Below are 11,929 nucleotides of genomic sequence, written 5' to 3'. Positions count from 1 at the left end.
AAAAACAACCGCCAGCCATGAGAGGCCTATTGCAGCTTTTTGCAGCTTATGGGAACTTCCTGCTTTTTGGTTTCCTGGAGCTGCTCGCCCTTATTCTGGTGGTCAGTTTCAATCAGCGTCAGGGTGCGATCTGGGATAATTCCTGGGGAATGGCTACTGCCGCGTTGGATCAGTCCGCAGACTGGCTGGGAGAACAATGGGCCCTGCGCGATGAGCTGATTAAACTGCAGGGCGAAAACATACGCCTCATGGAGCAGCTTGACAACGCAAGGTACTCCAATGCGGTGCGGCAGGATACCTTTCTGAAAGATTCCACTGAGCAGCTCTTTTCTTATATCCCTGCCAACGTAATCAGCAACTCCACCATAGGCACAGCTAATTACCTGCGCCTCGATAAAGGCTCAAATCATGGGGTCCGGCCCAATATGGGCGTTGTTTCTTCGGATGGTATCGTGGGGGTGGTCAGAGCCGTGACACCCCATTACAGCCAGGTGATGTCGCTGCTGCACCGGGAAACCCGCATCAAAGCAGCTCTGTCCAACTCCGGTTATTTCGGGACACTCACCTGGAACGGCAAAAACGCCCGGCTGATGCAACTGGAAGCGATCCCCAAGCACGCGGTGGTAGCGGAAGGTGATACCGTGGTCACCAGCGGATATTCTCAATTGTTCCCGTACGGACTACCTGTCGGGACTATAAAGTCTTTTGATTTTTCGGGAGGTGGGAATTTTTATAACATACAGGTCATGCTGCGCAATGACCTTAATAAGTTGCGTTATGTCTACGTCATTGAAAATGAGATGTGGAAAGAGCATAAGGAATTAGACGAAGCGGTCAATGAATAATACGGTCATTTGGAATATCATACGGTTTTTTGTCCTGCTGGCGCTGCAGGGGCTTTTCTTAAAGCGCATTTCTGATGGTTGGGTGACTGGCAGCCTGTATATCAATGTCTTTCTCTATCCGTTGTTTATTTTGCTGCTGCCGTTGCAGACGCCCCGTACTGGTGTTTTGCTGCTGTCCTTTTTGATGGGGATCGGTGTAGACCTGTTCTATGACTCTCCGGGTGTTCATGCTGCCGCTTTAACAGCTATGGGGTATGCCAGGGCCCTCTTTTTAAGCCTGTATGAGCCCCGTGAAGGGTACAAGCTAAATGATAAACCTACACCTGCCGGCCTCGGTATGAACTGGTTTATGAAGTATTCAGCGTCCCTGATGGTGTTGCACCTGCTGGTTTACTTTAGCGTTGATGCCTTTTCGCCCATTTATATTTTGGGCATACTTTTACGTACCTTTTTCACCTTTGTCTCCTCAATGGCGGCGGTCTTGATCTTTGTTTTTATCTTCATGCCTAAACGCTGACCCAGGGTTTAAGCATTAATTGTTCACTGAAATTATTTTGAAGTGGCAGATACATTTAGCAGACGGCAATACATCATACGGAGCCTCTTTGTGTTGGCGGCATTCGGGCTGATTTATCGTGCCTTCCAGCTACAGGTACTGGACTCCACCTACAAGGACAATCCCGACGCCACAGCAATTGATGAGCAGGTTGTCTATCCGGCACGGGGCACCATCTACGACCGCGATGGTGAAATACTGGTCTACAACGTACCCATGTATGACCTTATGGTTACTTACAATCAGCTGAATGAGGACATGGATACGGCTGCTTTTTGCGAACTGCTGGGTATAGAGCGCAGTTATTTTGATCAGACCCTCGACAAAAACTGGCGTGACCCAAGGTATTCCAAATCAGTTCCCTTCCCTTTTCTGACTCAATTGTCCGCAAAACAGTTTGCAGCATTGGAGGAACGCCTCTACCAGTTCCCGGGCTTTTCCCCTCGCCTGCGCCATGCCCGCGGCTATCCTCATGACAACGCCTGTCACGTTCTTGGCTATATCCGGGAAGCGGATCAAAACGACATTAAACTCTCTGATGGCAAATACGAGCCCCGGGACTACCTGGGCAAAAGTGGGCTGGAACTTTCCTACGAAGACACCCTGCGCGGTGAGAAAGGCATGTCTCTGATACTAAAAGACAACCTGGGCCGTGAAGTAGGGCCCTATAAAGATGGTGAACTTGATGTGGATGCCGTTTTTGGGAAGGACCTGATTACGACTATTGACCTCGATTTGCAAGCCTACGGTGAGTTGTTGATGGAGAATAAAATAGGTGCGGTAGTCGCTTTGGAGCCTACCACCGGAGAGGTGTTGGCCATGATCAGTTCGCCAAATTACAATCCAAATCTTCTTGCCATCGGGCACGGCAAAGGCAATCCCTACGGCCGGCTTTCAGTAGATAAAACGCAGCCCCTGTTTGACCGCAGTATTATGGGGCAGTATCCGCCTGGGTCGCTGTTTAAGACCATCGTCGCTTTGGTCGGCATGCAGGAGGGCTATCTGGACCCCAACCGTACCATTCCCTGCTCTGGCGCCTACTACTTCAACGGAATGCGGCTCACCGGCTGTCATGGCCACCCCACCTGCCTCAATGTAGAAATGGGAATTCAGCATTCCTGCAACGCCTACTTTGTTACTGCTTTCCGCGAAATCGTTGACGGGCCGGGGGGCTTCCGTAACCCGGAGAAAGGGCTTGATCTTTTCAACAGCTACCTGGATAAGTTTGGCCTGGGCAAACCACTCGGGATCGACCTGCCCAGAGAGCAAAGCGGATTCTATCCCACCACACAATTCTACACGGATTACTTCAATAAACAACAGGAGGGGCAGCGCTGGAACTCTGTTTGGATCCGCTCCCTGGGCATTGGGCAGGGGGAGCTGCAAATGACCAACCTGCAAATGGCAAACGTAGCCGCCACTATCGCTAACCGGGGCTTCTATGTAACCCCGCACCTGGTCAGAGGTTACAGGGGAAGCGGCGTAGATGTGCCTATCCCTGACCGGTTCACCAGGCGCAACTACGTCGGGATTGACAGTTCCTACTTCGAAATCATTGCTAACGGCATGGAAAAAGTAACGGTCTCCGGTACAGCACGCATGGCTTATATACCGGATATTCCGGTCTGTGGAAAAACCGGTACAGCCGAAAATCCCCATGGTGAGGATCACTCGGTTTTCTTTGCTTTCGCGCCTAAAAAGGACCCGAAGATCGCTATCGTCGTTTATGTGGAGAATTCAGGTTTTGGCGGTACTTACGCAGCACCTATCGCCAGCCTGATGATTGAAAAATACCTGACTGACACCATTAGTGACAACCGGCAGTGGCTCGAAAAGCGTATGCTGGAAGCCAATCTTCTGCCTGAACTACCCTAACGAATATTAACGCATGATTTTATCCGCTATCGTAGCCACTGATAAAAACGGAGTTATCGGAAAAGACGATGATATCCCCTGGCATCTGCCGGCGGATTTGAAATATTTCAAGCGCCGTACGCTCAATCATCACATCATCATGGGGCGTAAGACCTTTGAGTCTATCGGCCGCCCCTTGCCGAAGCGCACCAATATTATCGTTACCCGTAACCCTTTCTTTATGGTGTCTAACTGCCTCGTGGCAGGGAGCCTTCAGGAGGCGATAGATCTGGCGCGCAACAACGGTGAGGACGAAGCCTTTATCATCGGAGGTGGTACCATTTATGAACAAGCTATGCCCCTCATAGACCGGCTCTATCTTACAGAAGTGGATACAGAAGTGGAAAACGGAGAGGTCTTTTTCCCGGCGGTAGATCCTGCTGTTTGGTCCGAAGTATCGAGTGAGGCGCATCAGCCGGATGAGAAAAATCCCCACGCTTACACCTTCAAAGTACTGGAGCGCAAAGCTTAAGCTTCTGTTTGTTTGATGCCATAGGGCGTCCACACTGACCTGGCTTTGCGCGTATGTTCCCGGATAGCCTGATTACGATCCAGGCTTTCTTTTGTCATATAGCCTCGGGCGTGGTCCAGGTGCAGCAGTATGGCACGGTGCCTGATCTGTTTGCTTTTTAAGCCTAAGTTGAACAGGCGTTCTCCCAACTCCCGGTCTTCACCGCCGTATTGCATACGTTCGTCAGCGCCATTCACAGCAAGCACATCTGCTTTCCAAACCGAAGTGTTGCAGCCATTGAAGCTGGCTTTGGTAGGTGTGGCAAAATCCCAAAAGGCGCCCCAGTTCGGGCTTGCACCAAGTTTGCGCAGCTGACTGCGCCCCTCCAGTCCACGGGCTTTGAGCCAGGCCGGGTCAAAACATTGCTGGGTCTGAATATCCTCTTCTGATATGGCCTCGCTCAGGGACATAGGGAGCTTGCAGTAACCGCCGGAAAGGAAATAACCAGGTTCGGCAAATTTTGCATGCGTCTCAAGAAAATCGGCACGGGGGATACAGTCTCCATCCGTAAAAAGCAGGTAAGGATAGCGGGCATCTGCCGTAGCTTTATTCAGAATAGCTGTTTTTTGAAAACCATTGTCTTCGTGCCAGATATGCCGGATCGCAAAAGGGCTGTCTTTTTGGTGTTGGTTGATTAGCTTTCGGGTTGCTTCTCCGGAGCCATCATCAGCAATGACGACCTCAAAATGCGGGTAGGTTTGCTGTTGGTACCCCAGCAAAACCTTATGCAACCATTCGGGCTGATTGTAAGTCGATATAATGACGGATATCTGCAATGGTTGTTCCATTTTCTGGCATAACTTATTTGGCAGGACGACGGTTGAGTTCCCACAAGCGGGCATATTTCAGGAAGTTGAAACCGGCGGCCATACAGCAATAAAGAAAACCGTAAAGGCCATCCAGAAAACCCCGCTTCAGAATATAAAGTTTGAAAAACTTAAAAAAGGGCCCCAGGATTAAATCCCTGAATAAAGAAACGCGTTGCCCTTCTGCATTTTTGAATGTTGCATCAATGTCCGCAAACTTTAGGAGCTGTTCGGCATGTTCCAATACGTTGCGGTAGGGGTAGTGGTGCAAATCCGCAGGCAAATGCCGAATCTGTTCTTTGGGCAATATAACCCTGTCGTGTGGGTTAGTGCCGCCCCACTGCCCCTGCCGCCGGTCCCAAAGCCGGGTTTTACGGTCGGGGTACCAGGCGTAGCGCAGCCAACGCCCGCAGTAGTTGTTTAGCCGGTTGAAGGCATAGCCGTTAGCAGCCCAGTTTTGTTTTACTGCCAGGATAGCTTTAGCCATCTCCTCGGAAACCCGCTCGTCGGCATCAAGCGAAAGCACGTAGTCGTACTTCGCCTGCTGCATGGCGTAGTTTTTTTGCTCAATATGCCCCTTGAACGGGTGCTGCAAAAACCGCACGCCGAGTTCCTGGCAAATAGCCGGGGTCTCATCTGTACTGAAAGAGTCGACCACTACGACCTCGTCCACCACCGGCAGCATCGATTCGATGCAGGCGCGGATGTGCCTCGCTTCGTTTAGCGTAATGATAACACCAGAAATGCTGACAGGGTTACTCACGGTACGGTCCTATGGTTGAGCCGCAAAATTACGCTTTTTTCAGGAGCAGGCAACGGAAACAAAAGGGCCACTTCAGGTGTCTATTCAAAAAACTAAAAGGACCACATGAGCTTTACGCCTGAACAAACCACTGAGCTGATCCGCCGCCGCCGGGCGATTTTCCCCAAGACCTATATTGATAAGCCTATTCCAAAGGCTATCATTGAGGAGGTACTGGAAAACGCCAACTGGGCACCTACTCACCGGTTTACAGAACCCTGGCGCTTTCGCGTATTCACGGGCGACTCCCGTGCGCGGTTGGGCGAGCGGCTGGCTGAGTTGTACAAAATGAAAGCGCAGGGCGAATTGTTCTCTGAGCGGAAGTACGAGAAGAACCTGCAAAAGCCGCTGCGCTCCGGTTGCGTGATTGCCATCTGCATGCAACGCGACCCCGGGGAAAGTGTGCCGGAGTGGGAAGAAGTCGCTGCGGTAGCCTGCGCAGTTCAGAATATGTGGCTGACCTGTACGGCACACAGCATCGGTAGCTACTGGAGCTCTGCCAAAGCCCTGCAGCAAGACCGCGAATTTCTCAACCTGCAGGAAGGGGAGCGCTGCCTGGGGCTGTTCTATATGGGCTATCACAACCTGCCGGAACTGCCTGGCAAACGGGGGCCGATTGAAGAGAAGGTAACTTGGATGTAATTCAGCTCTTCAGCACCCACTGCTCCAGCTCCTGCAGTGAAATCTTATTTTCGTAGATAGCTTTGCCGATGATGGCACCAAAACAGCCAATGTCCCGGAGCTCGTCCAGCTCGTCCAGGCTGCTGATGCCACCGCTGGCAATCAGTTGCAGGCCGGTGAATTCCGACCGGATATCCTTGTACAAAGGCAGGGCGGTGCCTTCGAGCAAACCATCCTTGGAGACATCGGTGCAGATGGTGTACCTGATGCCTTTCGAGATGTAGCCTTCCAGAAACGGGAATAGCTCCTGCTCGCTTTGCTCCTGCCAGCCACTGACGGCAATTTTCCCATCCTTTACGTCGGAGCCCAGTATGATGCGCTCTGCCCCAAAACGCTGCAGCCAGGCTTCGAATACCGCCGGTTGCTTCACGGCTATGGTGCCGCCGGTAACTTGCTTCGCGCCGCTATCGAAAGCTATCCTCAGGTCTTCATCTGACTTCAGCCCGCCGCCGAAGTCGATATGCAGGTTGGTCTTCGTCGCCAGCGTTTCCAGTACCTTGTAGTTGACGATCTGCTTGGCTTTAGCGCCGTCGAGGTCGACCAGGTGCAGGCGCTGCAGGCCATGTGCTTCGTAAGCCTTCGCTACCTCCAGCGGGTCTTCGTTATAAACTTTCTTGCGGTCGTAGTCGCCCTGTGTCAGGCGCACGCATTTGCCTTCAATAATGTCAATAGCGGGGATGGGGTGCATACTAAAGTTGGATAAAGTGCTTAAGAATGGCTTCGCCTACCTTGCCCGATTTTTCCGGGTGGAACTGAGTGGCGTAGAAATTGTCTTTTTGCAATGCAGAGCTGAAAGGCAGTACATGTTCGGTGGTCGCAGTGGTATAGGGCCCCTGCTCCACGTAGTAGCTGTGCACAAAGTAGACGTATTCCCCTTCCAGCCCGGGGCTAAACAGCCCGTCGCCCAGATTGCGGATGCTGTTCCAGCCCATGTGGGGGATTTTTTCACCCTGCTTTGGGCGGAAGCGCACCACTTCCTGTGGGATAATGCCCAGGCAATCGGTATCGTTTTCTTCAGAATGCCGGCACAACAACTGCATGCCCAGGCAGATACCCAGTACCGGCTGCTTCAGGTTGCGGATGACCTCGTCCAGCCCGCGCTCCCGAAGATAAGCCATAGTGGTATTTGCTTCGCCCACGCCGGGGAAGATCACCTTTTCGGCGGCTTGTATTTCGGCAGCGTCTCCAGTCAGATGAGCCTCAATGCCCAGGCGCTGCATGGCGAACTGTACCGACCGGACGTTGCCGGCGTTATAATCGATGATGGCTACTTTCATGGTTTGGCTGGTTTATAATACGCCCTTCGTGCTTGGCAACTGCAAATGCTCCGTATCCCGTCGTTTCGCCATTCGGATGGCCCGCGCCCAGGCTTTGAAGATCGCTTCGATTTTGTGGTGCTCATTGGTGCCTTCCACTTTGATGTTCAGATTAGCTTTTGCCGCATCGGAAAAGGACTTGAAGAAGTGGAAAAACATCTCGGTAGGCATATCGCCAATTTTCTCCCGCTTAAATTCCGCCTCCCAGACGATCCACGGGCGGCCTCCGAAGTCAATAGCCACCTGCGCCAGACAGTCGTCCATAGGCAGTGCGTAGCCGTAGCGCTCCAGGCCAAGTTTGTCGCCCAGTGCTTTGGCGAAAGCCTCGCCCAGTGCCAGTGCGGTGTCCTCTATGGTATGGTGTTCGTCCACTTCGAGGTCGCCCCTGACTTTGATGGACAGGTCGAGCCCACCGTGGCGCGCCAGTTGGTCGAGCATATGGTCGAAAAAGCCCAGCCCGGTATCCATCTCACTCTTGCCCGTGCCGTCCAGGTCGAGCTGTATGAGAATGTCGGTCTCCTTGGTGGTCCGTTGCACTTTAGCGGTCCGTTCGCTCAGGCGCAGAAAGCGGTAGATGTCACCCCAGTCGGTAGTAGTGAGAGCAATAGCCTCATGTACGGCCCGGTTGTCTCCTTCCACCTCATCGGCCCCGAGGTCAGGCTGATTGTTGAGCCAGATGCCCTTTGCGCCCAGATTTTTGGCCAACTCCATATCTGTCAGGCGGTCGCCCACGACAAAAGAATTCGCCAGGTCATAATCGCCGTTCATGTAGGGGGCCATCAGCCCGGTGCGCGGCTTACGGGTGGGGGCGTTGTCTTCCGGAAAACTTCGGTCAATCAGCACATCAATGAAGGGGATCCCCTCGGCTTCAAAGGCGCTCATCATTTTGTGGTGCGCGGGCCAGAAGGTCTCCTCCGGGAAAACCTCTGTACCCAGCCCATCCTGATTGGTGATCATGACGAACTCGAAGTCCAGTTCTTTCACAATACGGGACAGGTGCTGAAAAACACCGGGGTAGAAATCCAGCTTTTCCAGACTGTCGATCTGATAGCCTTCCGGCTCCAGAATAAGCGTACCATCGCGGTCCAGGATCAATAATTTCTTCATCCTGCAAAGGTAGCAAATTCAAGGTTTAGGGCAGTAGCCAGTGCAGAAACCTGACACAGGGAAGACGAGCCCATGGATACTTTATTGAAATTTTCATATCTTATGGGATAACAAATTTGCCTTATGAAAACCCTGATCCATAGCACATTACTCTTCTTCCTGAGTGGGCTTTTAGCCTCCGCGCCGCCCTATGCACCTGCTGTTCCCGAAGCTGGCCTTGTGGCTTACTATTCTTTCAACGATTGTGATGCCCGTGATGACTCGGACAATGGCTCTCACGGCCGGATGTACGGCAGCACGAGCTGTTGGTGTGGGATAGAGGGCAGCGGACTGCTGTTTGATGGCGTAGACGACTTTGTGGAATTTGAAGGATCGGTCAACCGTTATTTCAACACTTCAGACTTTACGGTCAGCTTTTATTTTAAGCCGGAGCAGTACCTGGTTTTTCAGCAAAGCCTGTTGTCCAAGCGGGAGGAGTGCGAAGATTACAATATGCTGGACATTTTGCTCGACCTTAATGCTCAGGAAATTACTACTCTGGTGCACGAGAACCCTCATAAATTCTATCCCGGGCTTAGCCCCGGTCTCGACACCACCCGTTGGATGCACTTCGCCATCACCCGGGAGGGCACCCGTGCTTTTACCTACGTCAACGGCCGCCTGGCCCAGAAAGCTTTCCGCTGCAGCGGTGTGGACATTTCCAACTCAGTCCCCCTTTCCTTTGGCAACAGCCCCTGCGTCCAACAGGGCAGCGCCCGCCGGTTCAGGGGCGTCCTCGACGAGCTGCGGGTATACAGCCGCGCCCTTAGCCCGGAGGAAATCTGGTCTCTTTACCAGCAAAATCCAGCGGAGGAGGCCCCTTCCGATTGCCTTACCTGACCTCCCGGAACGGGTCGCTGTGGTAAGCCCTTGAGGTGGTATAGTTCCAGGAGCGCCAGCCAGGCTGGTACTGCCTGCTCAGTTGCCTGCTAACCGACTTTAGTTTGCGCTCCAGCTGTTCATCTGTCCAACCGGCAGCAATCTGCAGGCGGTGCCGCTCTTCCCAAAGGGTAGGCAAATTGACCGGAGAGACTTCGCGGGTCAGGAAATCAGTGTCTAGTTGGCCGGGGGAAGCCTGCCGGATATTGTAGCGCGTGATCATCCGGTCCCAGTTGACGGTGCTGTACAATAGCAGGAGTACCAATGCCAGTTGTGCGGATTTTTGAAGCACAAAGGAGATGGTGCGTTGCTCCCGCGTTTTGAGGTAAACCAGCCATAGTCCGCCTAGTGTGGCAATCAGGAAGCCAAATACGCCCAGGCGCTTGTACGCCAGCCCGAAGTTGGCCACATACTGCCAGTTGCGTAGCCCTACCGATAAGACCAGCATCGCATTTTGTGCCAGCCACAGATGAGCCAGCCACCGCAGCCTTTCATTATCCGGCAAAAAATTGAGATTGCCCCGGAAGAACCAGAGCAACACCCCCATCGCCATGAGGATAGACAAGATCAACAGATAAGTGCCCTCGTGCACGTACTGACTCAGCTCCTGCGGCGTGGCCTGCCCGTAGTTGATCCAGACGAAACGCAAATCCGCCAGGTTAGCCACAAAGAGAAGCCCGTTCAGCACAGCCAGGCTGAAAACCCCCGTTTGGTACTCCCGTTTGAGCCCCAGCGTGCCCACTTCCGGCTTTGGTGTGCCCCGTTTGCGCTTCAGCACTGACCGGAAAGGGGCTTCCCAGTCTTTGAGGAAATCGCCCCACAGCGAAGGCCAGACCAGGCCACCAACTACAAAGCAGCCCATCACAAACAGGAGTATTTGGCCCACATCCCAGTTGAATTGCAGCCAGCTGCCCGGCCAGAACCGTTGCCAAAAGGCCGCGAATTGCGGGTTGGCATGGTAATAAATCGTTCCGAAAGCCAGCCCGAGCCCTGCCGGCAGGACCGCAAAGGGTGCCCAGCGGAATGCCGGTTTCCAGGCCAGGGGCTGCCAGGAACGGATGAGTTGATACAACGCGGCTATCGGGCTGCCAAGAAGCTTGGTGATGCCCAGCATGCCGGCAAACCAGAGGAAGCGCAGTGGCCGCTGGTGCAAATGCCCGGTGAAAATCAGAAAAGAGAGGAAGAAGGCTATAATCGAAAGGTCAGAATTCCGCCAGGCCACCAGCACCGCACTGCTGAGCAATGCCCCTGCCAGCCAGCGGGATGCGCTTTGGTGCCGGAGTTCAGGGTAGCTCAGTGCCGCAGTGCCAATAGCCGTGAGTGCAAAGACCACCACATTTAGCCCGAGGTAGGCATCGTAGAAGAGTTGTACGTAAATTAATGCACCAGTCATCCATAGTGCCAATTTGGTTAAGGGGTGCTGAAGGTTAATGTTCTTTTTCATAAAGTACTTTGTATTTCAAAGTTGGTAGATAAAAAAATAGAGTTTTTACTCTGGCTGCCCGCTATTGCCAGCCCGCAGCAATGCCTCCAATACATCGAGGTGGGCCTGAAAAGCCTTGCGCCCTTCATCTGTAGCCCGGTAAGAGGTATTAGGCTTCCGGGCAATGAAACGTTTTCGGACTTCCAGATAAGTTTCCTTTTCCAGGGCTTTGATGTGGGAAGCCAGGCGGCCGTCGGTCAGGTTGAGGGTTTCCTTCAGGCTGCTGAAGTCTACCCATTCTTCCAGCATGAGCACAGACATAATGCCCAGCCGTACCCGGTGGTCAAAAGCAGGATTTAATTTGGTGATGATGTGTTTCATGCCTCCCGCTCATATTTGAAGTACATAGCAGTACCGTAAAGGATATGCAGAATTCCGAAGCCTATGGCCCAAAACTCCAGCCCGTATCCGGTAAAAAAGGCGGAGATAAGCCCCAGCCCGACTTCCATCAGCCCGAGATAGCGGATGTCGTTGAGGGTGTACTTGCTGGCATTGAAGAGTGCCAGCCCATAGAAAATCAGGGTAGCTGAAGCGATGAGGTCGGCTTCTCCATGTTTAATGAGCGCCAGACAAAAGATCCCCCCAGCCGCCAGCGGAATGAACAGGTTAATCAGGAGCCGGCGGGTGAGCCGGTCCCAGACAGGCAATCCCTTCCGGCGTGCCTTCCGGGTCGTGAAGTAAATGCCTGTGGCCAGCGCCAAAATCAGCACCAGAGCCGCATCAAGAAAGAAGAAGCTGATAGGGTCGAGTCCGGTGGGGTGATCGGAAATGCGGTCATAGGTTATGGTGCCTTCGAAAGGCGTTGCGCCCAGATACCAAAAGGCGGCAACCGCACCGAGCAGCGCCCAGATGCCGGCAGCTACTCCGGAGAGGCCGCTAAGGGAAATGAAACGGGAGGAGCGCTCCATAATGCTGCGGATTTCTGTCAGCGCTTCCAGGTGTTCTTGGTGGTGAGTTGTCATTTTAGAGTACTTTGAAATTCAAAGTTAT

14 protein-coding genes are annotated in these 11,929 nt (G+C 53.0%); 6 read left to right on the top strand and 8 right to left on the bottom strand.

What is annotated here, in order from left to right:
* Positions 1-17 precede the first annotated feature (17 nt).
* Genes mreC through ACO08I_RS13300 form a run of 4 tightly spaced genes read left to right on the top strand, consistent with a single transcriptional unit; the run spans position 18 to position 3,787 of the window.
* Positions 18-845, top strand: coding sequence for a rod shape-determining protein MreC (gene mreC, locus ACO08I_RS13315; protein ID WP_282777361.1), 828 nt, complete (start codon positions 18-20; stop codon positions 843-845).
* Positions 838-1,362: a hypothetical protein gene (locus tag ACO08I_RS13310; protein ID WP_044216863.1), complete on the top strand. Its 525-nt coding sequence runs from the start codon at positions 838-840 to the stop codon at positions 1,360-1,362. The genes mreC and ACO08I_RS13310 overlap by 8 nt, the downstream gene beginning before the upstream one ends.
* Positions 1,363-1,404: 42 nt before the next feature.
* Positions 1,405-3,276: a penicillin-binding protein 2 gene (mrdA, locus tag ACO08I_RS13305; protein WP_282777359.1), complete on the top strand. Its 1,872-nt coding sequence runs from the start codon at positions 1,405-1,407 to the stop codon at positions 3,274-3,276.
* Positions 3,277-3,289: 13 nt separating this feature from the next.
* Entirely contained in the window at positions 3,290-3,787 is a 498-nt protein-coding gene (locus tag ACO08I_RS13300) for a dihydrofolate reductase (RefSeq protein WP_421949558.1), read from the top strand.
* On the opposite strand, the gene ACO08I_RS13295 is transcribed toward ACO08I_RS13300, so the two are convergent.
* Both ACO08I_RS13295 and ACO08I_RS13290 read right to left on the bottom strand, forming a co-directional pair.
* Positions 3,784-4,614: a glycosyltransferase family 2 protein gene (locus ACO08I_RS13295; RefSeq protein WP_421949557.1), complete on the bottom strand. Its 831-nt coding sequence runs from the start codon at positions 4,612-4,614 to the stop codon at positions 3,784-3,786. The two genes, ACO08I_RS13300 and ACO08I_RS13295, sit on opposite strands and share 4 nt — an antisense overlap.
* A gap of 13 nt (positions 4,615-4,627) precedes the next feature.
* Positions 4,628-5,395, bottom strand: a complete 768-nt coding sequence (locus ACO08I_RS13290; protein ID WP_421949556.1) for a glycosyltransferase family 2 protein — start codon at positions 5,393-5,395, stop codon at positions 4,628-4,630.
* Between the two features lie 105 nt (positions 5,396-5,500).
* Here ACO08I_RS13290 and ACO08I_RS13285 point away from each other — a divergent pair, with 105 nt between their 5' ends.
* A complete protein-coding gene (locus ACO08I_RS13285; protein ID WP_282777352.1) occupies positions 5,501-6,076 on the top strand; it encodes a nitroreductase family protein in 576 nt (191 codons plus the stop codon).
* A 1-nt stretch (position 6,077) separates the two neighbouring features.
* Here ACO08I_RS13285 and hisA read toward each other — a convergent pair whose 3' ends face one another.
* The 3 genes from hisA to hisB are packed head-to-tail and all read right to left on the bottom strand — an operon-like array spanning position 6,078 to position 8,538.
* A complete protein-coding gene (gene hisA / locus ACO08I_RS13280) occupies positions 6,078-6,803 on the bottom strand; it encodes a 1-(5-phosphoribosyl)-5-[(5-phosphoribosylamino)methylideneamino]imidazole-4-carboxamide isomerase (RefSeq protein WP_282777350.1) in 726 nt (241 codons plus the stop codon).
* A 1-nt stretch (position 6,804) separates the two neighbouring features.
* Positions 6,805-7,392 (bottom strand): imidazole glycerol phosphate synthase subunit HisH, encoded by a 588-nt coding sequence (hisH, locus tag ACO08I_RS13275; RefSeq protein ID WP_044216855.1) that lies wholly within the window; start codon positions 7,390-7,392, stop codon positions 6,805-6,807.
* Between the two features lie 12 nt (positions 7,393-7,404).
* The gene (gene hisB / locus ACO08I_RS13270) at positions 7,405-8,538 is read right to left on the bottom strand and encodes a bifunctional histidinol-phosphatase/imidazoleglycerol-phosphate dehydratase HisB (protein ID WP_421949555.1); all 1,134 of its coding nucleotides are present in this window, start codon (positions 8,536-8,538) and stop codon (positions 7,405-7,407) included.
* A gap of 123 nt (positions 8,539-8,661) precedes the next feature.
* Between hisB and ACO08I_RS13265 the strand changes: the two genes are divergently transcribed.
* The gene (locus ACO08I_RS13265) at positions 8,662-9,417 is read left to right on the top strand and encodes a LamG domain-containing protein (RefSeq protein WP_282777346.1); all 756 of its coding nucleotides are present in this window, start codon (positions 8,662-8,664) and stop codon (positions 9,415-9,417) included.
* Here ACO08I_RS13265 and ACO08I_RS13260 read toward each other — a convergent pair.
* Genes ACO08I_RS13260 through ACO08I_RS13250 form a run of 3 tightly spaced genes read right to left on the bottom strand, consistent with a single transcriptional unit; the run spans position 9,410 to position 11,901 of the window.
* Positions 9,410-10,900, bottom strand: a complete 1,491-nt coding sequence (locus tag ACO08I_RS13260) for a DUF4173 domain-containing protein (RefSeq protein ID WP_421949554.1) — start codon at positions 10,898-10,900, stop codon at positions 9,410-9,412. The two genes, ACO08I_RS13265 and ACO08I_RS13260, sit on opposite strands and share 8 nt — an antisense overlap.
* Before the next feature lie 45 nt (positions 10,901-10,945).
* Complete coding sequence (locus ACO08I_RS13255) at positions 10,946-11,260, bottom strand: winged helix-turn-helix domain-containing protein (RefSeq protein ID WP_282781615.1); 315 nt, start codon at positions 11,258-11,260, stop codon at positions 10,946-10,948.
* On the bottom strand, positions 11,257-11,901 hold the full coding sequence (locus ACO08I_RS13250; protein ID WP_421949553.1) for a hypothetical protein: 645 nt from the start codon (positions 11,899-11,901) through the stop codon (positions 11,257-11,259). Before ACO08I_RS13250 ends, ACO08I_RS13255 begins: the two co-directional genes overlap by 4 nt.
* Positions 11,902-11,929 lie beyond the last annotated feature (28 nt).

Origin of the sequence: Phaeodactylibacter xiamenensis, assembly GCF_965229835.1 — a bacterium.
GTDB lineage: Bacteria > Bacteroidota > Bacteroidia > Chitinophagales > Saprospiraceae > Phaeodactylibacter > Phaeodactylibacter xiamenensis.
Note: the sequence above shows the minus strand (reverse complement) of the source record. Positions and strands in the feature narration are given on the sequence as shown.

Excerpts from the sequence above, each read along its gene's own strand:
- mreC (WP_282777361.1), top strand. The coding sequence starts at position 18 with ATGAGAGGCCTATTGCAGCTTTTTGCAGCTTATGGGAACTTCCTGCTT.
- ACO08I_RS13310 (WP_044216863.1), top strand. The coding sequence starts at position 838 with ATGAATAATACGGTCATTTGGAATATCATACGGTTTTTTGTCCTGCTG.
- ACO08I_RS13300 (WP_421949558.1), top strand. The coding sequence starts at position 3,290 with ATGATTTTATCCGCTATCGTAGCCACTGATAAAAACGGAGTTATCGGA.
- ACO08I_RS13295 (WP_421949557.1), bottom strand. The coding sequence starts at position 4,614 with ATGGAACAACCATTGCAGATATCCGTCATTATATCGACTTACAATCAG.
- ACO08I_RS13285 (WP_282777352.1), top strand. The coding sequence starts at position 5,501 with ATGAGCTTTACGCCTGAACAAACCACTGAGCTGATCCGCCGCCGCCGG.
- hisA (WP_282777350.1), bottom strand. The coding sequence starts at position 6,803 with ATGCACCCCATCCCCGCTATTGACATTATTGAAGGCAAATGCGTGCGC.
- hisH (WP_044216855.1), bottom strand. The coding sequence starts at position 7,392 with ATGAAAGTAGCCATCATCGATTATAACGCCGGCAACGTCCGGTCGGTA.
- hisB (WP_421949555.1), bottom strand. The coding sequence starts at position 8,538 with ATGAAGAAATTATTGATCCTGGACCGCGATGGTACGCTTATTCTGGAG.
- ACO08I_RS13265 (WP_282777346.1), top strand. The coding sequence starts at position 8,662 with ATGAAAACCCTGATCCATAGCACATTACTCTTCTTCCTGAGTGGGCTT.
- ACO08I_RS13260 (WP_421949554.1), bottom strand. The coding sequence starts at position 10,900 with ATGAAAAAGAACATTAACCTTCAGCACCCCTTAACCAAATTGGCACTA.
- ACO08I_RS13255 (WP_282781615.1), bottom strand. The coding sequence starts at position 11,260 with ATGAAACACATCATCACCAAATTAAATCCTGCTTTTGACCACCGGGTA.
- ACO08I_RS13250 (WP_421949553.1), bottom strand. The coding sequence starts at position 11,901 with ATGACAACTCACCACCAAGAACACCTGGAAGCGCTGACAGAAATCCGC.